Source organism: Paralcaligenes sp. KSB-10 (assembly GCF_021266465.1).
Taxonomy (GTDB): Bacteria; Pseudomonadota; Gammaproteobacteria; order Burkholderiales; family Burkholderiaceae_B.
The window spans coordinates 3,352,512-3,374,063 of the sequence record NZ_CP089848.1 but is presented as its reverse complement, the minus strand read 5'-3'; the positions used below and the strand labels follow the sequence as shown (position 1 = coordinate 3,374,063).

Annotated in this window: 20 protein-coding genes; 11 read left to right on the top strand and 9 right to left on the bottom strand. The window is 60.9% G+C overall.

Going from position 1 to position 21,552, the window contains the following annotated elements:
* Window positions 1-24 precede the first annotated feature (24 nt).
* The 3 genes from LSG25_RS15520 to gcl are packed head-to-tail and all read right to left on the bottom strand — an operon-like array spanning window position 25 to window position 3,536.
* Window positions 25-909 carry a 2-hydroxy-3-oxopropionate reductase gene (locus LSG25_RS15520; RefSeq protein ID WP_232741808.1) on the bottom strand — a complete coding sequence of 295 codons (885 nt, stop codon included), beginning with the start codon at window positions 907-909 and terminating at the stop codon, window positions 25-27.
* 37 nt (window positions 910-946) lie between these two features.
* Entirely contained in the window at window positions 947-1,726 is a 780-nt protein-coding gene (gene hyi / locus LSG25_RS15515) for a hydroxypyruvate isomerase (RefSeq protein ID WP_232741807.1), read from the bottom strand.
* 28 nt (window positions 1,727-1,754) lie between these two features.
* Complete coding sequence (gene gcl, locus LSG25_RS15510; RefSeq protein ID WP_232741806.1) at window positions 1,755-3,536, bottom strand: glyoxylate carboligase; 1,782 nt, start codon at window positions 3,534-3,536, stop codon at window positions 1,755-1,757.
* 332 nt (window positions 3,537-3,868) lie between these two features.
* On the opposite strand from gcl, the gene LSG25_RS15505 reads away from it, so the two are divergent.
* Entirely contained in the window at window positions 3,869-4,786 is a 918-nt protein-coding gene (locus tag LSG25_RS15505) for a LysR family transcriptional regulator (protein ID WP_232741805.1), read from the top strand.
* A gap of 78 nt (window positions 4,787-4,864) precedes the next feature.
* On the opposite strand, the gene uraD is transcribed toward LSG25_RS15505, so the two are convergent.
* The 3 genes from uraD to LSG25_RS15490 form a co-directional block, all read right to left on the bottom strand.
* Entirely contained in the window at window positions 4,865-5,392 is a 528-nt protein-coding gene (gene uraD / locus LSG25_RS15500) for a 2-oxo-4-hydroxy-4-carboxy-5-ureidoimidazoline decarboxylase (RefSeq protein ID WP_370636012.1), read from the bottom strand.
* A gap of 58 nt (window positions 5,393-5,450) precedes the next feature.
* The gene (locus LSG25_RS15495; RefSeq protein WP_232741803.1) at window positions 5,451-6,836 is read right to left on the bottom strand and encodes an NCS2 family permease; all 1,386 of its coding nucleotides are present in this window, start codon (window positions 6,834-6,836) and stop codon (window positions 5,451-5,453) included.
* Window positions 6,837-7,136: 300 nt separating this feature from the next.
* Complete coding sequence (locus LSG25_RS15490) at window positions 7,137-8,075, bottom strand: LysR family transcriptional regulator (protein WP_232741802.1); 939 nt, start codon at window positions 8,073-8,075, stop codon at window positions 7,137-7,139.
* A gap of 145 nt (window positions 8,076-8,220) precedes the next feature.
* Here LSG25_RS15490 and xdhA point away from each other — a divergent pair, with 145 nt between their 5' ends.
* Genes xdhA through guaD form a run of 4 tightly spaced genes read left to right on the top strand, consistent with a single transcriptional unit; the run spans window position 8,221 to window position 14,480 of the window.
* Complete coding sequence (xdhA, locus tag LSG25_RS15485; protein ID WP_232741801.1) at window positions 8,221-9,702, top strand: xanthine dehydrogenase small subunit; 1,482 nt, start codon at window positions 8,221-8,223, stop codon at window positions 9,700-9,702.
* Window positions 9,703-9,710: 8 nt separating this feature from the next.
* Window positions 9,711-12,056, top strand: coding sequence for a xanthine dehydrogenase molybdopterin binding subunit (xdhB, locus tag LSG25_RS15480; RefSeq protein WP_232741800.1), 2,346 nt, complete (start codon window positions 9,711-9,713; stop codon window positions 12,054-12,056).
* On the top strand, window positions 12,056-13,114 hold the full coding sequence (gene xdhC, locus LSG25_RS15475; RefSeq protein WP_232741799.1) for a xanthine dehydrogenase accessory protein XdhC: 1,059 nt from the start codon (window positions 12,056-12,058) through the stop codon (window positions 13,112-13,114). The genes xdhB and xdhC overlap by 1 nt, the downstream gene beginning before the upstream one ends.
* A 4-nt stretch (window positions 13,115-13,118) precedes the next feature.
* Complete coding sequence (guaD, locus tag LSG25_RS15470; RefSeq protein ID WP_232741798.1) at window positions 13,119-14,480, top strand: guanine deaminase; 1,362 nt, start codon at window positions 13,119-13,121, stop codon at window positions 14,478-14,480.
* A 24-nt stretch (window positions 14,481-14,504) separates the two neighbouring features.
* On the opposite strand, the gene alc is transcribed toward guaD, so the two are convergent.
* The 3 genes from alc to LSG25_RS15455 form a co-directional block, all read right to left on the bottom strand.
* Window positions 14,505-15,518, bottom strand: a complete 1,014-nt coding sequence (gene alc / locus LSG25_RS15465) for an allantoicase (RefSeq protein ID WP_232744719.1) — start codon at window positions 15,516-15,518, stop codon at window positions 14,505-14,507.
* Window positions 15,519-15,622: 104 nt separating this feature from the next.
* Complete coding sequence (gene puuE / locus LSG25_RS15460; RefSeq protein WP_232741797.1) at window positions 15,623-16,561, bottom strand: allantoinase PuuE; 939 nt, start codon at window positions 16,559-16,561, stop codon at window positions 15,623-15,625.
* Window positions 16,562-16,578: 17 nt separating this feature from the next.
* Window positions 16,579-17,337: a GntR family transcriptional regulator gene (locus LSG25_RS15455; protein WP_232741796.1), complete on the bottom strand. Its 759-nt coding sequence runs from the start codon at window positions 17,335-17,337 to the stop codon at window positions 16,579-16,581.
* 190 nt (window positions 17,338-17,527) lie between these two features.
* Between LSG25_RS15455 and uraH the strand changes: the two genes are divergently transcribed.
* The 6 genes from uraH to LSG25_RS15425 all read left to right on the top strand — a co-directional run bounded on the left by uraH (window position 17,528) and on the right by LSG25_RS15425 (window position 21,538).
* Window positions 17,528-17,878: a hydroxyisourate hydrolase gene (uraH, locus tag LSG25_RS15450; RefSeq protein WP_232741795.1), complete on the top strand. Its 351-nt coding sequence runs from the start codon at window positions 17,528-17,530 to the stop codon at window positions 17,876-17,878.
* A 48-nt stretch (window positions 17,879-17,926) separates the two neighbouring features.
* On the top strand, window positions 17,927-19,162 hold the full coding sequence (locus tag LSG25_RS15445; RefSeq protein ID WP_232741794.1) for a urate hydroxylase PuuD: 1,236 nt from the start codon (window positions 17,927-17,929) through the stop codon (window positions 19,160-19,162).
* Window positions 19,163-19,288: 126 nt separating this feature from the next.
* Window positions 19,289-19,576 (top strand): 4a-hydroxytetrahydrobiopterin dehydratase, encoded by a 288-nt coding sequence (locus tag LSG25_RS15440; RefSeq protein ID WP_232741793.1) that lies wholly within the window; start codon window positions 19,289-19,291, stop codon window positions 19,574-19,576.
* Window positions 19,577-19,667: 91 nt separating this feature from the next.
* A complete protein-coding gene (locus tag LSG25_RS15435) occupies window positions 19,668-20,216 on the top strand; it encodes a fasciclin domain-containing protein (RefSeq protein WP_232744718.1) in 549 nt (182 codons plus the stop codon).
* A gap of 69 nt (window positions 20,217-20,285) precedes the next feature.
* On the top strand, window positions 20,286-20,840 hold the full coding sequence (locus LSG25_RS15430; RefSeq protein WP_232741792.1) for a sigma-70 family RNA polymerase sigma factor: 555 nt from the start codon (window positions 20,286-20,288) through the stop codon (window positions 20,838-20,840).
* Window positions 20,837-21,538 carry an anti-sigma factor domain-containing protein gene (locus LSG25_RS15425; RefSeq protein ID WP_232741791.1) on the top strand — a complete coding sequence of 234 codons (702 nt, stop codon included), beginning with the start codon at window positions 20,837-20,839 and terminating at the stop codon, window positions 21,536-21,538. Before LSG25_RS15430 ends, LSG25_RS15425 begins: the two co-directional genes overlap by 4 nt.
* Window positions 21,539-21,552 lie beyond the last annotated feature (14 nt).

Sequence of the window (21,552 nt, the reverse complement as noted above, 5' to 3'; positions counted from 1 at the left end):
GCTCCCTCGGGTCTGTGCTTTGGCTTACTGGCCGATTTCGAAATTGGCCATGATTTCCAGGGCCCGCACCATGCCCGAGTGATCCCAGCCAGACCCGCCCTGCGCGGCGCAGGTGTTGAACAGTTCCTGTGCAAGGGCAGTGCAGGGCAGCGATACGCCGATCTGCCGGGCCGTGCCCAGGGCCAGGTTGAGGTCTTTCTGGTGCAGTTCAATACGAAAGCCCGGATCGAAAGAACGTTTGACCATGCGTTCGCCATGCACTTCAAGAATGCGCGAGTTGGCGAAGCCGCCCATCAATGCCTGACGCACCTTGGCCGCATCGGCGCCGGCCTTGGAGGCAAGCAGCAGCGCTTCGCCGACGGCTTCGATAGTGAGCGCCACAATAATCTGGTTGGCGACCTTGGTGATCTGGCCGTCGCCATTGCCTCCGACCAGCGTTATGTTCTTGCCCATCAGGTCGAGCAAGGGCTTGACGGTATTGAACGCCGCCTCGTTGCCGCCGACCATGATGGTCAGGCTCGCGGCCTTGGCGCCAACCTCGCCGCCGGACACGGGCGCATCCAGGTACTCGCAGCCCAGTTCGTTGATGCGGCGTGCGAACTGCTTGGTGGCGACGGGCGAGATCGAGCTCATGTCGAGAACGGTCTTCCCTTTGCTCAGACCCTGGGCAACGCCGTTCTCGTCGAACAGGGCGGCCTCCACGTGGGGCGTATCGGGCACCATGGTAATGATGATATCGCCGCGGTGCGCCACTTCGGCGCCGTTGGCGCATGGCGTTGCGCCGGCATCGATCAGGGTTGGTGGGGTCTCCCCAAGCGTGTGGGTATACAGGGTGTGGCCGCCCTTGACCAGGTTGGCGGCCATGGGTGCGCCCATGATGCCGAGTCCGATAAAGCCGATATTAGCCATGTTTGATTTCCAGGTTGTAGATAAAAGAGAGGCGTGTTCAGGAGGCCAGGGCGCTGATCCAGCCCAGCCCGTCTTGCGTGGTGCCGGCCGGCTTGTATTCGCAGCCGACCCAGCCGTCGTAGCCCAGGCTGTCCATATACCGAAACAGCCACGCATAGTTGATTTCGCCTGAGCCGGGTTCGTGGCGCCCCGGGTTGTCGGCCAACTGGATATGGGCAATCTGCCGCAGATTCGCGGCCAGTGTGTTGGCCAGTTCGCCTTCCATGCGCTGGGCGTGATAGAGGTCGTACTGCACGAAAAGATTGTCCGAGCCGGTGTCGCGGATGATGTTCAGGGCCTGGTCGGTGCGGCTAAGGAAGAAGCCTGGTATGTCGAAGGTATTGATGGGCTCGATCAGCAGGCGGATGCGGGCGTCCTTGAGTTTCCGGGCGGCGAATCGCAGGTTGTCGACGAAGGTCGAGCGTATTGTGTCCGGATCGATATGTGCGGGGGCAATGCCCGCCAGGCAATTGACCTGCTTGCAGCCCAGGGCGGTCGCGTACTCGATGGCCTTTCCCACGCCTTCCTGGAACTCGCCGACCCGGTCGGGATGGCAGGCGATCCCGCGCTCGCCTTTTTCCCAGTCGCCGGCGGGCAGGTTGTGCAGGACCTGCGTCAAGCCATTGGCGCGTAATTGTTCAGCCAGCGCGTCATGGTCGAAGGCGTATGGGAATAGGTATTCGACCCCTTTGAAGCCGGCCTGTGCGGCGGCTTTGAAGCGGTCCATAAAGTCGAATTCGTTGAACAGCATCGACAGGTTGGCGGCAAATTTCGGCATGGATGGTCTCCTTTCAGGTGCCGGGCGCTCAGTCGAGCAGGGCGATGGAAGTTGGCGCGTCGGCGCCGGTTTCGGCCAGCGCCTCGAATTCGTTGACGTTGTCGATCTCGCCGCCCATGGAGATATTGGTGATGCGCTCCAGAATGAATTCAACGACGACCGGCACGCTGAACTCTTTCATCCATGCGCGAGCCTGGGCGATTGCCGGCTGGATTTCCTCGGGTGTGCGTACGCGGATCGCTTTGCAACCCAGGCCCTCGACCACGGCAATGTGATCCACTCCGTAGCCATTGGTTTGCGGCGCATTGATGTTGTCGAAGGACAGTTGCACGCAATAGTCCATGTCAAAGCCGCGCTGTGACTGGCGGATAAGCCCCAGATAGGCGTTATTGACCAGAATATGCAGGTAGGGCAGCTTGAATTGCGCCCCGACCGCCAGCTCTTCGATCATGAACTGGAAGTCGTAGTCGCCCGAGATGGCGACGATTTCGTCGTCGGGATTGGCCGCGCATACACCCAGGGCGGCGGGAACCGTCCAGCCCAGGGGGCCTGCCTGGCCGGCATTGATCCAGTGGCGCGGTTGGTAGACATGCAGGAATTGTGCGGCGGCGATCTGCGACAAGCCGATGGTGCTGACATAGCGTGTGTTTTTGCCGAAGGCCTGGTTCATTTCCTGATAGACGCGCTGTGGCTTGAGCGGAGCCATGTCGAAATTGGTTTTGCGCTGCATGGATTTTTCGCGTTTGCGGGCCTGGCATTGGGCAACCCATGCGCTGCGGTCGCGCAGTTTTCCCGCCGCCTTGAGCTCGCGCGCCGCCTCTATCATCAGTTCCAGCGCGGCGCCGGCGTCCGACGCAATACCGTAGTCCGGGCCGAATACGCGGCCGATCTGGGTGGGTTCGATATCGATATGCACAAAAGTGCGGCCCTTGGTGTAGACATCGATTGAACCGGTATGGCGGTTGGCCCAGCGGTTGCCTATGCCCAGGACAAAATCGGAGGCCAGCAGCGTGGCGTTGCCATAGCGGTGCGCCGTCTGCAGGCCCGCCATGCCGGCCATCAAGGGATGATCGTCGGGGATGACACCCCAGCCCATCAGGGTGGGGATCACGGGTATGCCGGCCAGCTCGGCAAAGGCCTGCAGCTTGTCGGCCGCGTCGGCATTGAATACACCTCCGCCGGATACGATCACAGGGCGTTCGGCCTGGTTGAGCATCTCGACCGCCTTGGCTGCCTGCGCACGAGTGGCCGACGGTTTATAGACAGGCAAAGGCTCGTAGGTGTCGGGATCGAATTCGATTTCAGCCATTTGTACATCGAAGGGCAGGTCGATCAGCACCGGACCGGGGCGACCCGAGCGCATGATGTGAAAGGCCTGCTGGAACACGCGGGGAACCAGCGCCGGTTCACGCACGGTGACCGCCCATTTGGTTACCGGCCTGGCAATGGCTTCGATGTCCACCGCCTGGAAGCTTTCCTTGTGCAGTTGAGCGCGCGGCGCCTGGCCCGTGACGCACAGGATGGGGATCGAGTCGCCCGATGCGGAATACAAGCCTGTCAGCATGTCGGTGCCCGCGGGCCCCGATGTGCCGAGGCAGACTCCGATATTGCCGGGTCTGGCGCGGGTGTAGCCCTCGGCCATGTGCGACGCGCCTTCCACGTGCCGGGCCAGGATGTGCTTGAATTGGCCGTTGTCGCGCAGGGCCGAGTAAAGTGGATTGATGGCGGCGCCGGGCACGCCGAACAATGTGCTGACGCCTTCTTTTTGCAACACCGCGGCGGCGGCGTCTACTGCTCTCATTCGAGCCATGATGGTTCCTCTATTGCGTGGATGCGGTCTTGAATATCAACGGATGGTGACGCAGGGGTGGCGGCAAGGCCGGCCCCTGCGAACCGGCGTGAGTTTTCTGTATGGAGTCCAGAATAGAGAAAAACGGTGTTGATTTGAATGGCAGGAACTATAGTTTCTGCCGATACTTCTAGTATTTATTGAGGTTTTGGCTTTGTTGCCGGGCTGTAGATGTGTATTGATTTCCAGGCGCGGCTTTAGCTGGCTTTGGCCTGGAAAAATGAAAAGGAACATCCTGGCGGGCATGGGGTTCCCGTTATAATTTCCGCATAGCCCCTTATCAAAGGTATGGAATGGATCGGTATACTGCAATACGCAGCTTTGTCCTGGTGGCGGAAAAAGGCAGCTTCGCGGCGGCGGCGCTGATCGAAGGAGTTACGCCCGTCGTCATGGGGCGCCGCCTCAACGCCCTGGAGCGCAGGCTGGGCGTGCAATTGATGCACCGTTCCACCCGGGGACTGGCGTTGACCGATCTGGGGGAGCGATTTCTTGAAAGCTGCCAGCAACTGATCCATGATTTTGATGCGGCCGAAGGCAGCGTCAGTGCCGGGCGCAGCGCCGTGCGTGGACATCTGGTGGTGTCGGCGCCGGCTGCGTTCGGTCGCCGCCATGTTGCGCCGCATGCCGCCGCATTTCGCGCCCAATACCCTGAATTGCGCCTGTCGTTCAATTTCACCGACAGTGTGGTCGACCTGGTTCGCGAGGGCTACGATGTCGCCATACGCATCGGCGAGGTCAGGGATCCCAATTATGTGGCGGTGCGCTTGTTTCCCAACCGCCGGGTGGTTTGCGGCACGCCCGCTTATTTCGAGCGTCATGGCATGCCGCGCATCCCCGAGGATCTGGCGCGGCACAATTGCCTGGCGTTCAATCTGCAAGGCGGCCAGCAGCGCGGCTGGATCTTCCTGCGCGATGCAAGGCCTTTTGCCGTGCGGGTCGATGGCGACCTGGCGTGCAATGATGGCGAGCTGCTGTATGGCTGGGTCAAGCAGGGATTGGGTGTAGGCTGGCGCTCCACCTGGGAAATACAGGCCGAACTCAAGCGCGGCGAGCTCGTGACCGTGTTGGACGAGTTCGCCTTGCCCGGCTACGACATACAGGCCGTGTACCCCCAGCAGCGCTACCTGCCCGCCAAGGTGCGCCATTTCATTGATTATCTAAGATCCATCTACAACCAGGCCGGGTACTGGGAGAAGCAACAAACGGCATAAGCGGTTTGTTGCCCGGAGTTCGATATGTGCCAGGTCGTGACAGTGTTCCGTGCGACGACGGTTGGCCTCCCGTTGCTGTCAGACGAGCCGCGCCTCGAGGCGCAGGCGCGCTATTTTGCCGATTTCCCGCAGGCATGCGGAGAGTTCGGTGGCGCGATCGCCCTGCAGCCGCGCTTCGATCGCGTCCATGATCTGGTAGCGGCTCAGGCCTTTGACGGCGATTACGAAAGGGAAGCCGAAGCGTTCCCGATAGGCGCGGTTCAGTGTACGCAGGCGCGCAAGTTCTTCGGCGCTGCATTGATCCAGCCCGGCGCCTTTCTGCTCCTGCGTGGAGGCTTGCGTCAGTGTGCCGCCGGCCGCCTCTTTTCCGGCCAGCTCCGGGTGGGCCGCGATCAGCGCCAGTCGATCGGCTTCGCTGGCGGCGTGGACCGCGGCCATCATGGCGGCGTGCAGCGCCTGGATATCGGCGTAGGGGCGGGCGTGCCAGGCTTGTTCGGCGATCCAGGGCGAGTGTTCGAAGATATCTCCCAGGCAGGCCGCGAATTCGGCCTGGGAAAGCCCGGCCACACTGGCCAGCGATAGCGTCGGCGTCTCGGTTTGCATCATGGTGTCGGATTTTTCCGTGCAAGAAGGGGTATGGTGTCGCATGGTGGGTTCGGGCCGGTCAGATGGCCCAGCCGCCCAGGTAGAATACCGCCAGAACGACGGCAATGGCTACCGTGCCTGCATTCAGCTTGTTGAATTCGCAGGCCACGATGCGGCCGATCACCAGCGTGCAGAACCCCAGCATGATGCCGGTCACGATATTGCAGGTCAGCACGATGAAAACGGCGCACAGCAGGCCGGCCATGGCATCGACCATGTCGTCCATATCCAGTTTCCGGATGCTGCCCAGCATCAGCAGGCCCACATACATGAGCGCCGGAGCGGTTGCATAGGCTGGCACCAGCGCCGCCAGCGGAGAAAGGAAAATCAGCGCCAGGAACATCAGGCCGACTATGGTTGCGGTCAGGCCGGTCTTGGCCCCGGCGGCCACGCCGGCCGCCGATTCGATATACGCCGCCGCCGGCGCTCCCCCCAGGAATGCCGAGACGACCGAGCTTACCGAATCGGCCGTCAGGGCTCGTCCGCCATTGATGATGCGGCCGCTTTGATCCAGTTGCCCGGCCTGGGCGGCCACGGCGCGTATCGTGCCGGTGGCATCGAATACCGCCGTCATGACCAGGGCCAGTACGCTGGGGATGACGGCGGCGGTGAGCGCGCCCTTGAGATCCATCGAACCGATCAGCGTAGCGTGGCCGGCCGTGCCCAGGGATGGCAGGGCCATGATGCCGCTGAACGTGACATTGGGATCGACGGCCAGTCCAACCAGGGAGAGGACGACAATCACGATCAGGATGCTGCCCGGTACGCGGCGCCGTTCCAGCCCGAAGATGGCCGCCAGCCCGCCGATCGACAGCAAAGCCGGCAGGCTGGCCAGATTGCCCAGAGCCACCGGCAGCCCGGGCCCCGGGTTCTTGACGACCAGGCCGACTCCGTTCGAGGCAATCAGCAGCAGGAACAGGCCTATGCCCACTCCCGTGCCGTGCGCGACCCCGGCCGGCAAGTTGCGCAGAATCCAGGAACGCACTCCCGTGACTGAAATGGTGGTGAATACGACCCCCATCAGGAATATGGCGCCCAATGCCACCGATGGCGACAGACCTTTGCCGAGCACGAGATCGAAGGCGGTGAAGGCAGTCAGCGAGATGGCGCAGCCGATCGCTATCGGCAGATTGGCCCACAGGCCCATCAAAAGCGAGCCGAAAGCGCTGGTGAGGCATACCGCGACGAATACGGCGCTGGTATCGAAGCCGGCCTTGCCAAACATGCCGGGCACGACAAACACCGAATAAGCCATGGTTAGAAAAGTGGTCAGGCCCGCCAATGTTTCCTGGCGCAGCGAGCTGCCGCGTTCGATAACTCCGAAATAGGCTTCCAGCCTGTCTGTGAGGCTGGGCGCGGCCTGCGCGCGTTCTCCGGGGGTCAGTACATATTCCTGGTCCGTCATGAATCGAGCTCCTTTATCAACCGGTTGAAACGGGCTGTCCGCGCCGTCGTCAGGTGTGCTTTTGCTTATGCGTTCCGGGAACAAAGGAAAAAACCGCGATGTGTCTCCTCACGTTTTCTGGCAGCTGCTTCATGGGCCGCTGCATCTTCCTGTACAAAGGACGCGTTTGGGTCGAGCTTATTTTAGGAGCGGGAATCGCCGTGAAATTTTCATGGGCGTGATGATGATTATCAAAAGTTTCTGATAATCGTCACCGCCCGCGGGCGTGTGTTCCACGCCATGCGCGCGCCGCGCCCGGACTCAAGGCTTGTCCGCAGCGCTGGAGAATCCGGCGGCCACCTGGGCGATGAGCCGCCTGAGCCAGGTGACTTCCGCCGCGGTGTTCGCCCGCTTGTGCCAGAGCTGGTAGAAACGCATGGTTGGGAACTTGAATGGCGAAGGCAGGACCTTGACAGGCAGGTAGCGGGCGTAGTTCTGGGCAAACTGGCGCCCGGTGGTGAATACAAGGTCGGTGGACATCAAGATATAGGGAACCAGCCCGAAATACGGCACGGTCATGTGGATTTTGCGCCGCAAGCCATGTTCGGCAAGGCAGCCGTCGATGAAGCTGGTGCGTTCCGACACATAGGGCGTGGGCGCCAGGTGCCGCAATTCAAGGTAGTGCTGCAACGAAATTCCCCTGGACGCCAAGGGGTGCTGGTTGCCCAGCATGCATATCACTTCGTCGTCGAAGAGGCGCGACATATGCAGTTGCGGAGGCGGTTCCAGCCAGTTTCCGACCACTACGTCCAGGGTGCCGTTTTCGAGCGCATCCTGGTAATTGAAGTCGGCATTGATGGGGTGCACGATCAACTTGGCCTGAGGCGCGACGCGGCACAGCATCTCGGCGATATTGGGCAGGAACATGGCATCGAGATAGTCGGGGGCGCCAAGCCTGAATGTGCGGGTCGATGTTTGCGGGGAAAAACCCGCCGCCGGCTGGGTGATGTGGTCGATCGCCGCCAGCGCCTCGGTGGCGTGCGCCAGAAGTTCCCGGCCGCGTTCGGTGGCCACCATGCCCGATTTGCCGCGCACCAGCAGGGGGTCTGCGGTGATGTCGCGCAAGCGCCGCAAGGAATTGCTGATGGCGGGTTGGGACAGGCCCAGCTTGATTGCCGCGCGCGATACGCTTTGCTCGGTCAGCAAGACATGCAGCACGCGCAGCAAAGAGGTTTCGAGCTGTTCACGATGTCGTTCCATCGGAGTATTATCATAGGCAGATGCGGCGCTTGTCTATTGGCGTCCTCCCGCATGGGGCATGATAGTCATCATCATGCCATGCAAATACCGCCGGCCTGGGCCGATGCTATCGTGAGTACGACTTTTCATAGAACAAGGCAGACTCATGGAGACACAAAACATCCGCTTTTACTATCGTGGCCAGGTGCGTGAAATAGCCGGCCAGGCCACGACGCGGACCCTCCTGCAGTTCCTGCGCGAAGACCTGCATTGCACGGGTACCAAGGAAGGGTGCGCCGAGGGCGACTGCGGCGCCTGCACGGTGGTGGTAGGGGAATTGAATCGCCAGGGCGTGGTCGAGCTGCGGGCGGTCAATGCCTGTATCCAGTTTCTGCCCGCACTCGACGGCAAGGCGCTTTTTACCGTGGAAGATTTGCGCCAGCCAGGCGGCGCGCTGCATCCGGTGCAGCAGGCGCTGGTCGACTGCCATGGCTCGCAGTGCGGTTTCTGCACGCCCGGGTTCGTCATGTCGATGTGGGGCATGTATCTTGATCACGACTGGACCGGCCCCAAGCCCGCGCGCCAGGAAATCAACGACGCGCTATCGGGCAATCTGTGCCGCTGCACGGGCTATCGGCCCATTATCGATGCCTCCCTGGCCATGTTCGACTTGCCTCGCGTCGAGTTCGATCGCCAGGCGCTGGCCGAGTCGCTCAAGAAGCTGCGGCGCACAGAGACCTTCAGCTATCAGTCCGGCGGCCAGGTATTCCATGCGCCGCGCACGCTGGCGCAGCTTGCCGGCTTGCGCATCCAGTACCCGGATGCCCGGATACTGGCCGGCAGCACGGATATCGGTCTGTGGGTAACCAAGCAAATGCGCGATCTTCCGCACTTGATCCATATCGGCCAGGTGGCTGAACTGCGTGAAATTTCCAACGACGGCAAGTACCTGAACATTGGCGCCGGGGCGCTGCTTAATGAAGCTTTCGTGGCACTGACCGAACATTACGGCGAGCTGGATGAAATGCACCGGCGCTTTGCCTCGCTCCCCATCCGCAATGCCGGAACCCTGGGCGGAAACGTCGCCAATGGCTCGCCTATTGGGGACTCCATGCCCGCCCTGATCGTCCTGGGCACACGCATTGTGCTGCGCCGGGGTGAGCGGCTGCGCGAGATGGCGCTGGAAGATTTTTACCTGGCCTACCAGAAGAACGCCCTGGAGCCCGGCGAGTTCGTCCAGGGAATTCGCGTCCCGCTGCCTGCTCCCGAACGGCGCTTTCGCACCTACAAACTGTCGAAGCGATTCGATCAGGACATTTCCGCTGTGTGCGCGGCTTTTGCCCTGTTGCTCGATGGCGATACGGTGCGCAGCGCGCGCATTGCCTTCGGGGGGCTTGCCGCGACCCCGAAGCGTGCCGCGCAGGCCGAACGCGCGCTGGAAGGCAAGCCCTGGAACGAAGCCAGTGCCAGGCTGGCGATGGATGCGCTCAAGAGCGATTACGCGCCCTTGTCCGATATGCGCGCCAGCAGCGTCTATCGGGCGACAGCGGCGCAAAATCTGTTGTACCGTTTCTTTCTTGAAACACGTCCGGAGGCGCCGCTTGATCTGTCGCGGCTCAGCGTGTTCGCCGCCGGCGTCGAGGCATAGGGGGCAGCATGAACACTCAGGTCGAAGCCTTCATGGGCATCCCGGAACAGGCCGTTGCGGGTAAAAAAACCGGCATATCCCCTCCGCATGAGTCGGCCGCCCTGCATGTCAGCGGCGAAGCGACGTATACCGACGATATTCCCGAACTGCAAGGCACCTTGCACTGCGCATTGGGGCTTTCGCAAAAGGCGCATGCGCGCATCGTCTCCATCGATCTGGATCCGGTGCGCAAAGCCCCAGGCGTCGTGGCGATACTGACGGCCGACGATATTCCCGGCGAAAACAACTGCGGCCCGGTGCTTCACGATGATCCGCTGCTGGCCGATCAGTTGGTGCAGTACATAGGCCAGCCCGTATTCGCCGTGGTGGCTGAAAGCCATGATGCCGCCCGGCGTGCGGCGCGCATGGCGGTCATACAGTACGAGGACCGGCCTGCGGTTCTTACACCGCAACAAGCCAAGGCCGAGCAGGCCGCGGTGCTTCCTCCCATGCGCCTGCAGCGCGGCGATCCCGCCGCGGCGATTGCCGCGGCGCCGCACCGGGTAGCCGGGACGTTCGAATGCAATGGCCAGGAACAGTTCTATCTGGAAGGGCAGATCTCTTATGCCGTGCCCAAGGAAGGGCATGGCGTGCATGTCTGGTGCTCGACCCAGCATCCCAGTGAAATGCAGGCGCTTATCGCGCATGCCCTGGGCTGGCATTCGCATCAGGTCCTGGTCGAATGCCGCCGCATGGGTGGCGGCTTTGGCGGCAAGGAGTCACAGTCGGCGCTGTTTGCCTGCGTCTCGGCGATTTGCGCAACGCGCCTGAATCGTCCCGTCAAGCTGCGCCTGGATCGCGATGACGACTTCCTGATCACCGGCAAGCGGCATGGGTTTTATTACGAATATGAAGCCGGTTTTGACGATGCGGGACGGATTCTGGGCGTAAAGCTCGACATGACATTGCGCGCCGGCTTTTCGGCCGATCTGTCCGAGGCCGTGGCGACGCGCGCGGTCTGTCATTTCGACAATGCCTATTATGTGCCGGACGTTGAAATCGCCGCGATGTGCGGCAAAACCAATACCCAGTCGAATACGGCGTTCCGCGGCTTCGGCGGCCCCCAGGGGGCGCTGATGATGGAAGTCCTCATGGATATGATAGGCCGCAAGCTGGGGCGTGATGCGCTCGATATACGGCGAGTCAATTTCTACGGAATCGGCGAGCGCAACACGACTCCCTACGGACAGCTGGTGGTCGACAATATCCTGGACCCGCTGGTCGATGAACTCGAGGCCAGCAGCGACTATCGGGCTCGCCGCAAAGAAGTGCACGCCTTCAACCGGTCCAGTGCAATACTCAAGAAGGGCCTGGCGCTTACGCCGGTCAAATTCGGCATCTCCTTCAATGTGCCGGCCTTCAACCAGGCCGGGGCCCTGGTCCATGTATATCGGGACGGTTCGGTCCTGGTGAATCATGGCGGCACCGAAATGGGGCAGGGGCTCAATACCAAGGTTGCGCAAGTGACAGCCATGGAGTTGGGGATCGATCTTCACCATGTTCGCGTCACGGCCACCGATACCAGCAAAATTGCCAATACCTCGGCGACGGCGGCTTCGACAGGCTCCGACCTGAACGGCAAGGCGGCGCAGGATGCCGCCCTGAAGATTCGCCGGCGCCTGGCGAAGTTTGCGGCCAAGCGTTGGGGCGGGTCGGCCGAATCCATCGTGTTCGCCGACAATGTCGTGTTGGTCAACGGCCATCGGCTTCCTTTTCCGGAGGTCGTGGACGCCGCTTACTGGTCGCAGGTACAGCTGTGGTCGGAAGGCTTTTACGCCACGCCGGGAATACGCTGGGACAAGCAGACGATGTCGGGCAAGCCCTTTTATTACTTCGCCTATGGCGCGGCCGTATCGGAAGTGCTGGTCGACACCCTGACCGGCGAATGGAAATTGCTGCGCGCCGATTTGTTGCACGATGTCGGCCAGTCCATCAATCCGGCCATCGATATCGGCCAGGTCGAAGGGGCGTTCATCCAGGGCATGGGCTGGCTGACGACCGAAGAGCTGTGCTGGAACCAGGACGGCCGGCTGACGACTCATGCTCCGTCCACCTACAAGATTCCAGCCGTCAGCGACTGTCCCGCCGATTTCAGGGTCAAGCTGTTCGACAATCGCAATGTCAAGGACACCATCCACCGCTCCAAGGCGGTGGGCGAACCGCCGCTGCTGCTGCCGTTCAGCGTATTCAATGCCATTCGCGATGCGGTGGCCAGCCTAGGCGATTATCGCGACGAGCCGGTGCTTAATGCACCCGCTACACCGGAGGCCATACTCAACGCGATCATGGAACTGTCCGGACGGGATGCGAGCTGATGCATGACTGGATTACCGAAACCCAGCGCCTCCTGGCGTCCGGCGTGCCGGTCGTACTGGTGACGATTGCCAGGGCGGAAGGCTCTACGCCGCGCGAGGCCGGCGCCAAGCTGCTGGTGACGGATCGGCAGCAGTGGCAAACCATAGGGGGTGGGCATCTGGAGTGGCGGGCTGCCGAAATTGCCCGGGAAATGCTGCGGAGTGAATCGGTCGGCCACGTTCGCCATGTCGAACGACTGTCGCTGGGCCCGAGCCTGGGGCAGTGCTGCGGCGGCGCGGCCACGCTGGTGTTCGAACGGTTGGTGCCCTCCGATCTGGAATGGGTGTCGACTCTGGCGCAACGCGTACAGGCTGGCCAGGCCTGTACGCGCACTGTGATGCTCACCGATGCCGGCCCTGTGGTGCTGGGCGATCCGAAAGCCAATGCAAATGCCATGCCCGGCTCGCCGCGTGAAGCATGCCTTCTATGGCATGAACAGGGGCGCAGCGGCTTCAGCGAGATCATAGCCCCGCCCGATTTTCACATTGTGCTGTTTGGCGCGGGCCATGTAGGGCAGGCGCTGGTGCGAATACTTGCAACGCTGCCGTGCACGGTAAGCTGGGTTGACGAGCGCGACGCGCAATTCCCTTCGGTACTGCCTGCCAATGTCTCGATTGAAGCCACGGATACGCCCGAGGTCCTTATTGCCCAGGCTCCGCCGCGCAGCTATTTCCTGGTCATGACGCATAGCCATGCGCTCGACCAGCATTTGTGTCAGCATATATTCCTGCGTCGCGATTTTGCCTATTTTGGCCTTATCGGTTCGCGCACCAAGCGGCGCAAGTTCGAACGCCGTCTGCAAGAGCGCGGCGTTCCCGCCGAGCGTCTTGCGCAAATGATCTGTCCGATAGGCGTGGAAGGCCTGGCGGACAAGAGGCCCGAGGTGATCGCCATTGCGGTCGCCGCGCAGTTGTTGCGCGTGCATGAACAGCAGGAAACGACGCCGGCAAGTCATCTCGATGCCTTGGTCCGGCAAATTCGAACGATCCCATCCCGACAGGATGCCACCATAGAATGAATTTATGAGCCCGACTCACCAAGCCGGCGATACAGCCATCCCTGAAAAGCCATGCGCCTATCGCGCCCAATTGTTGTATTTCAGGGCTCGGCCCGGCGATACGCCCGAGGACGGCTCGACGGTGTGGCTGTCCGATGGCCTGTTGGTCGTCGAAGGCGGGCGCATTGCGCAAGTCGGCGATTATCGTCAGTTGGCGCCCTCCCTGGGCGCCGACGTGCCGGTGGTGGATTGGCGCGGCAAGCTGATCGTCCCGGGCTTTATCGATACGCACATCCATTATCCGCAGACCGATATGATCGCCTCGCCGGCGCCGGGTTTGCTTCCCTGGCTGGAGAAATACACTTTCCCCACCGAGCGGCGTTTCGAGAACCCCGATTATGCGGCCGAGGTGGCGCGTTTTTTCCTCGATGAGCTGCAGCGCTGCGGTACGACGACCGCGCTGGTGTATTGCACGGTCCATGCTGGGTCGGCTGAGGCCTTTTTCACCGAAAGCCATGCGCGCAATCTGCGCATGGCGGCCGGCAAGGTCATGATGGACCGGAACTGCCCCGAGTTTCTTCGCGATACCGCCGAATCGGGGGCGCGCGACAGCGAGACGCTGATTCAGCGCTGGCATGGCAAGGGCCGCCAGATGTATGCCCTTGCGCCGCGCTTTGCCCCTACCTCCAGCGAAGCGCAACTGGCGGTGTGCGGCGAGCTTGCGCAACGCTACAGCGATGTGTTCATTCAAAGCCATGTGGCGGAAAATCAGGCCGAGGTAAAGTGGGTTGGCGAGCTGTTTCCGGGCCATCGCAGCTATCTTGATGTCTACGATCATTTTGGCTTGCTGCGCCGCCGTTCCGTCTACGGGCATTGCATCTGGCTCGACGATGTAGATCGGCGCCGCATGCATGAAACGGGAGCCCTGGCGGCGCATTGCCCTACATCGAACCAATTCCTGGGCAGCGGCCTGTTTGATTTCGCTGCCGCCCAGGCCACCGGCCAGCCGGTTTCCCTGGCCACCGACGTTGGCGGCGGCTCGTCGTTTTCGATGCTGCAGACCATGAACGAAGCGCACAAGGTGGCGAGGTTGTCGGGCTATCATTTAAGCGCCACGACCATGTTCTACCTCGCCACGGAAGGCGCCGCGCAATCCCTCGATCTGGGCGGGCAGATCGGTACCCTGGCCGCCGGCGCGGAGGCCGACTTCATTGTCCTGGATCCGCAGGCCACGCCATTGCTGGCGCGCCGGACCGCCGCTTCGGAATCACTTGAAGAATTGCTGTTCGCCCTGGCCATGCTGGGCGACGATCGCGCCGTTGCCGCAAGCTATGCGGCCGGCCGCAAACTGCATCAGCGTGAGGACAGGCCGGCCCGAAACTCCTGATAACAGGGGCTCTGGCTGCCTGGCTCAGTTCCCGGCCAGCCGGCCCCAGATGCGTACGCGGCTGATGCCGCCATCGGGAAACATATTGATGCGCACGTGCGTGACCGGGCCAATGCGGCCGATCTGCGCGCCGTCGAAGAAATGTTGCTTGTCCATTTCCATTTTCTGCTCGCCAAGCAGCTCGGGCCAGAACATGGCCTGGGTGACCAGGGATTCATCGGTCGATTCGGCGACGCGAGCGGCCTGGATGGAGACCCGATCCGGGTAGTTGCCCTTGAAATGCGCGGTATCGATTTCGATCTTTTCCACGATGGCGGCATGACCCAATTCGATCAGGCACCAGTCCGAACCCGGTTCGCGCCGGCGGCGGGTTTCCCAGCCGTCTCCCATGTTTATGCCGCGGCCCGGCATGATCAGGCGGAAGGGCGCGCCGAAATGGGCATTGTTGTAGGCGGCAATGCGCCCGCCGTTTTCCAGCGCCGAGACTTCATACAAGGCGCTGGCGTCTTTGGCATTCCAGTCGCAGGCGGCCTGCCCATATACCCGCAGGCGCGCGATGCCGCCGTCGGGCAGCATGTTCAGCCGCAGATGAGTCCAGACGCGGTCGTCGCCGACGATTTCAATGAAATGGTGCGAGTCGCCGGACAATGATCGCGCGGCGACGATTTCGGTCCATTGCGTGCCGGCATCGGGGTCGCCTTTGCTGTGGCAGGCCTGCACGGAAGCGGCCGGGGGAAAGTTGCCGGTAAAGTGGCTGGTGTCGATGTCCAGGCCTTTGACGGCGCCCGGCAGGCCCAGGCGGATAACGGCGGAGTCGTGGCCGCCGTTGCGCCGGCGGCGGGTTTCCCAGCCGTCCATCCACTTTCCGTGATCGTCGAACTTGCCCACGATGAATACCGGCTCGGAGGATTGCAGCATGCGATCGGCAGCCGCGAAAAACTCGTCGGAACACGACAGTGTCTTGGCGCCGAAATCGGCCGAGGCCAGGTTGGCATAACGGGTGGCGAACGCAGGTGGTTCGACAAACGGCGCATTCACGATCGTACCGGCGGGAAGATTGGGCGTAGCCATTTTATTTGCTCCAGATGCGGGGGTGCAAGGTATGCGCGGCAAACAGCCGCGGCTTGCGGGAACAGAGGGTGTCAGGAATGTTCGCTTTCGTTCCAGGGATGGCGTTCGATCCAGTGGCGCGCGATGGCGGCGCGGGTGGGGATCCAGACGCGATCGTGCTGCTGTACATAATCGAGGAAACGTTGCAGGGCGGCAAAGCGGCCAGGCCGGCCCGTCAGCCTGCAATGCAGGCCCACAGACATCATTTTGGGCGCAATGTCTCCTTCGGCATACAGCACGCTGAACGCATCTTTCAGGTAGTTGAAGAACTGTTCGCCGCTGTTGAAGCCCTGGGGCGACGCAAAACGCATGTCGTTGGTGTCCAGCGTGTAAGGCACGATGAGCTGGGGCTTTTTCGTATTGTCTTTCATTTCAACCCGCGTCCAGAAGGGCAGGTCGTCGCCGTAGTAGTCCGAGTCATACAGGAAGCCGCCTTCTTCCATGACGAGGCGGCGCGTATTGGGACTGTCGCGGCCGGTATACCAGCCTTCGGGATGGCGCCCCAGCAGGGTCGAGACGACTTCGACGCAGCGCCGCATGTGTTCCCGTTCGATGCTTTCCTCGACCGACTGATAATGGATCCAGCGATATCCGTGGCAGGCGACCTCGTGGCCCAGCTCGACAAACGCCCGCGCCACTTCGGGGTTGCGTTCAAGCGCCATGCCGACTGCGAAGATGGTCAAGGGCAGGCCGCGCCTTTCGAATTCGCGCAATATGCGCCATACGCCGGCACGCGAGCCGTATTCGTAAATGGATTCCATGGAAAGGTGGCGTGCCGGATAGGCGTCGGCGCCTATGATTTCAGACAGGAACTGCTCCGAAGCCGGATCGCCGTGAAGCACGCAATTCTCTCCCCCCTCTTCATAATTCAGCACGAACTGGACGGCGATGCGTGCCTTGCCGGGCCAGTTGGCCTGAAGCGGATTGCGGCCGTAGCCGATCAGATCGCGAGGGTAGTTTTCTTGCTGCATTGTCGGGATTCCAAAAATCAACGTTTGACGCTGAACGCGGACCAAGGGTCGACCGGCCCTTTTTCAGGTTCGTTCATGCGATGTTCGCAATCTTCAAGGTGATGGTGCATGGCCGCCTTGGCGGCCTCGCCATCGTGGCGGGCAAGCTTGTCGAGTATGTCCTGGTGTTCGAAATACGAGCATGCGCTTTCACCCGGCGTGTCGTAGTAGGCAATGATGAGCGAGGTGCGCGCGCACAGGCTGTGCAGCATTTCGGTCAGCACCTGATTGCCCAGGAGATGCGCCATCTCGACATGGAAGGCATTGGACAAGCGGATCCAGCTGATGCGGTCCCCGCCTTCGAACGCCTTGCGTTCCCGGTCCACCATATCGTAGAGAGGCGCAAGGCGCGCCCGGACGTCGGGTAGCGCCAGCAGCATGTCGATGGTCATGCATTCCAGCGCGCGGCGCATTTCGAATACGTCTTGCGTTTCTTTGGTGCTGGGTTGCCACACAAAGGCGCCGCGGTTGGGCTCGATGACAACGATCTTGTCGTGGGCCAGTTGCGACAGCGCCGTGCGCACCGTGGCGCGCGAGCAGGCGAACACCGTGCATAGCGCCGCTTCTGTCAGCTTGGCGCCGGGCAGCAGGCGGCGGTCCATGACGGCATCGAAAATATCGTCATAGACGCGGTCGATCTCGGATCGCGCGCCGCTGCCTTGCGGCCCGCGCAGGGACGAGGCCGGAGGCGCGGCAAGATCGGTTGAAACATCGCGATGCGGGTTCAGATGGAGCATGAGGAAAATTTCTTGAGTTCACGTATTGACAATTATTGTGGACTGGAAGAGAATCGTCAACATAAATTGTTAACAATTATTGGTGATCGGTCAGAAACACATTCAATCTCACCGTTGCCGCGCAAATCCAGGCCTGTGTTTCAATCGGGAAAAACGGCCAGGCTATTGAAACGATTAATCGGAGACATACATGGGAAAGCTCTCGACCCATGTGCTGGACACCATGCATGGTGTGCCGGCGCAAGGCGTACGCATCGATCTGTACCGCATCCGCGAGGCCGATCGGACGCTGCTCAAGCAAGCCGCCACCGATGCCGATGGCCGTTGCGAATTCCTGCTGCAGGGCGCAAGCCTGCAACAGGGCGTCTATGAATTGGTTTTCCATGCGGGCGATTATTTTGCGGGCAAAGGCACGCCTGTTCCCGAACCTCGCTTTGTGGACCAGGTCGTCCTGCGCTTTGGTGTGGCCAATGCGGCCGAAAACTACCATGTTCCGCTGCTGGTCACTCCCTGGGCCTGGTCCACTTACCGCGGCAGTTGAATCGGCCGCTGTGCCGGCCCCAAGCCCCAATGCATCAAGAGAATACCCATGGAAGCTTTTGCACTTGAATTCGGTAATTTGCTGTTGCGCTGGCTGCATGTTATTGCCGCCATTGCCTGGATCGGCGAATCCATCTATTTCGTCATGCTGGACAACAGCCTGCATGCGCCGCGCGGCGAGCACAGCAAGAAACTGGGCGTATTTGGCGAAATGTGGGCCGTGCATGGCGGCGGCTTCTACCATAACCAGAAATACCTGACCAATCCCGCCGAATTGCCTGAAGACCTGCACTGGTCGTTCTGGAAGGCCTATACCACCTGGTTGTCGGGTTTCGGCCTGTTCACCATCCTGTATTTGCTCAAGCCGGCTTTCTATCTGGTCAATCCGGCCAGTCCCTGGGCCTGGGCGGCTTCCCTAAACGGCTTGCAGGCCAGTCTGCTGGCCATCGCCTTTCTGGTGGTGGGCTATATCATCTACTCCCAGTTGTGCCGCCGCGTGAGCCCGAATATGGAGCGCGACGGGTTGCTTAGCCTGGCGGTGGGCGCGATGATGGTCGCCGTGGCGTACCTGACTACGCAAATCTTTCCCGGCCGCGCCGCTTTCCTGATCACCGGGGCGCTCATGGCGACCTGCATGTCGGCCAATGTCCTGTTCTGGATCATTCCCGGGCAGCGGCGCATGGTCAATGCCCTGAAGGCGGGCCGGGCCCCCGATCCGCTGGATGGAAAACGCGGCAAGCAGCGGTCGGTGCACAACACCTACTTTACGCTGCCGGTCGTGTTCCTGATGCTGAGCAATCATTACTCGTTCACCTTTACCGGCCCGTACGCCTGGGTCGTCATGAGCCTGTTCATTTTTGCCGGAGCCGTGATTCGCCAGTATTTCGTGCTGCGCCACATGGGCAAGAACCAGCTTGCCTATCCGCTTGCGGGAATCGTGCTGTTGCTGGCCGCAGGCTGGCTGGCCGCGCCTGCACCGGCGCTTCCGGTGCAGGAACACGCCACGGCTTCCGTGCAAGGCAAGGCGGCGGCGCCCGAGGGTGCCGGCCTGGAGCAGGTACGGGCCATTGTGCAGGCGCGCTGCGTCGAATGCCACTCGGCCAAGCCAACCCAGGCCGGCTTTCCTTCAGCGCCCGCGGGCATCATGTTCGATACTGCGGAAGAAGTGCAGTTGCACGAGGCGCAGATCAAGCAGGTCGTGGCCAGCAAATATATGCCCCTGGCCAACATGACGAAAATGACGGATGGCGAACGCGCAGCCATCGCGGCCTGGGGCGGAAAATAATCCGCTTGCATGTTCCTGTCATATAGCGCAACTATACTTAAGCTAAAAAGAAGCGCTATTTAAAGTACCATAGACATGGCCGCTGGGTTAGCGAGGCCATGTCTGGTCAGACACAAGGAGTGCATCATGAGAACGCAGCCCCAATTGATAGGCGCACCCGCCGCGTTGATGTTGCTGGACGGATGGTCCGCAGTGGAGTCGCGCGACGCCATACACAAAACTTTTGTGTTCAAGAACTTTAGCGAAGCATTCGGGTTCATGACGCGCATTGCTTTGCAGGCGGAAAAACTCGATCATCACCCTGAATGGTCGAATGTGTACAACCGGGTGGGTATTACTCTCACGACGCACGATGCCAAGGGTGTGACGCAACTCGATGTCTCTATGGCCGCATTCATTGATCAGCTGACCTGAACAATTTTTCGATCTGCTGCATCCGTATCTGCATTTCTTTCGTATATGTGTATGTAGGGCAATCCTGCACATACACTTGAAAGGAATAATGATGAAAACAGCTATTCAATCGGTAATGCTCGCGTCGATCCTTGCGGCCGGTGCGGCGGGCGCGGCAACGGTCGATGTGGGGGGCGCCGCCATGTTCCCGCAAAAGAATATTGTCGAAAATGCCGTCAATTCCAAAGACCACACCACACTGGTTGCGGCGGTGAAAGCGGCGGGCCTCGTGGATACTCTGGAGAGCAAAGGGCCCTTTACTGTATTTGCTCCCACCAATGCCGCTTTCAATGGCTTGCCTGCAGGCACGGTGGAAACCCTGATGAAGCCGGAAAACAAAAATCAGTTGGCAAAGGTGTTGACTTATCACGTGGTTCCGGGCAAATATACAAAGGGTGATCTTGAAAGACTGATCAAGAAAGGCGGTGGCAAGGCCATGCTGAAAACAGCATCGGGTGGTTCGCTGACTTTTATGATGAATGGGCCGCGGAATGTCCAGGTAAAGGACTCGTCCGGCGGTGTCGCCAACATCAGTACCTACGACGTGATGCAAAAGAATGGCGTTATAGATGTCGTCGATAAAGTGCTGCTTCCCAAATAGTGCGTCTGCCGGTTGGCCTTGTCGGGCTTTTCCGGCAAGGCCAGTCGAATCGTAAAGGCAACGTGGCAGATGGCGGGACTCTCCGACGATGAATATCGGAATTTGTTGAATGCGGTATCGCAGGGCGACCGACGGGCCTTTGAGGCGCTTTATAAAGGCCTGTCGCCGCGTCTGTATGCGCTTGCCCTGCGTTTGTTGAAACGCCCCGTGTGGGCCGAAGAAGTTTTGCAAGACAGTTTTATAACGGTATGGAACAAGGCCGCCAGCTACGACGCTTCCAGCAGCTCACCGCTAACCTGGCTGACGCATATTGTGCGCAATCGGGCCATCGATTGGCTGCGCGGCGCGGATAACCGCTGGGACGAACTCGACGATGTGGCGCTGAACCAGCTTCCCGATCCTGGCAAGAATCCGCTGGAACATCTGGAGCAGGCCGACGCCGCTGGTCGTCTGGGCGACTGCCTGGGCCAGCTTTCGGCCGAACAGCGACAAAGTATTGTGTTGGCGTACTACCATGGCTTGTCGCATGACGAGATTTCCAAAAAACTCGAACACCCACTGGGGACCACCAAAAGCTGGATACGTCGCGGTTTGAGACAATTGAAAGGGTGCCTGGGCTTATGAACGAGCGCGCGCGTAACGATAATATATTGGCAGGCGAGTACGTTCTGGGTACCTTGCGAGGTGCTGCCCGGCGCCGCTTCGAGGCTCTGATGGAGCGGGATCCCGCATTGTCAGCCGAAGTGCGTCAATGGCAGGATATCCTGACCGCGCTGGATGCCGGCGATGCGCCGGTCGATCCTCCGGCACGTGTATGGCGCACTATTCAATCGCGCCTGCCTCCGCAGCAGGGCTTGATCCGCGATTTTCGTCATCATGTTCCCGGGCATCGCCGGTGGCAGCTTGTCAGCTTTGCACTGGCGGCCAGCCTGGTTGCGGCGTTGTTATGGCCGCGTTTTCTCGTGCCGAACGGGGCAGACACGGCACCCTTGCCAGTTGCGGTGCTGGCAAGCACCCAGGAAGGTTCTGCAGGGCAAGTGGTTGCCAGTTTCGATGCCCGTACTGGGCAACTCGTTCTGACGCCGCTGAATTTCACGGCGCTGCAAGCCGGGCATAGCTTGCAATTGTGGCTGATTGCCAAAGATCAGAAACCCGCGCCGCTGGGATTGATCGGCGCGCAAGCCAGTACAGTGATTGTCTTGAAGCAGTCCCGCCTCAGCCCCGATGTGACGCTGGCAATCAGTCTGGAGCCGACAGGAGGGTCTCCGACCGGTCAGCCCACGGGAGCGGTACTGTATGCGGGGAAAGTCGGCAAGATCTGATGCCGGGCGCAGGT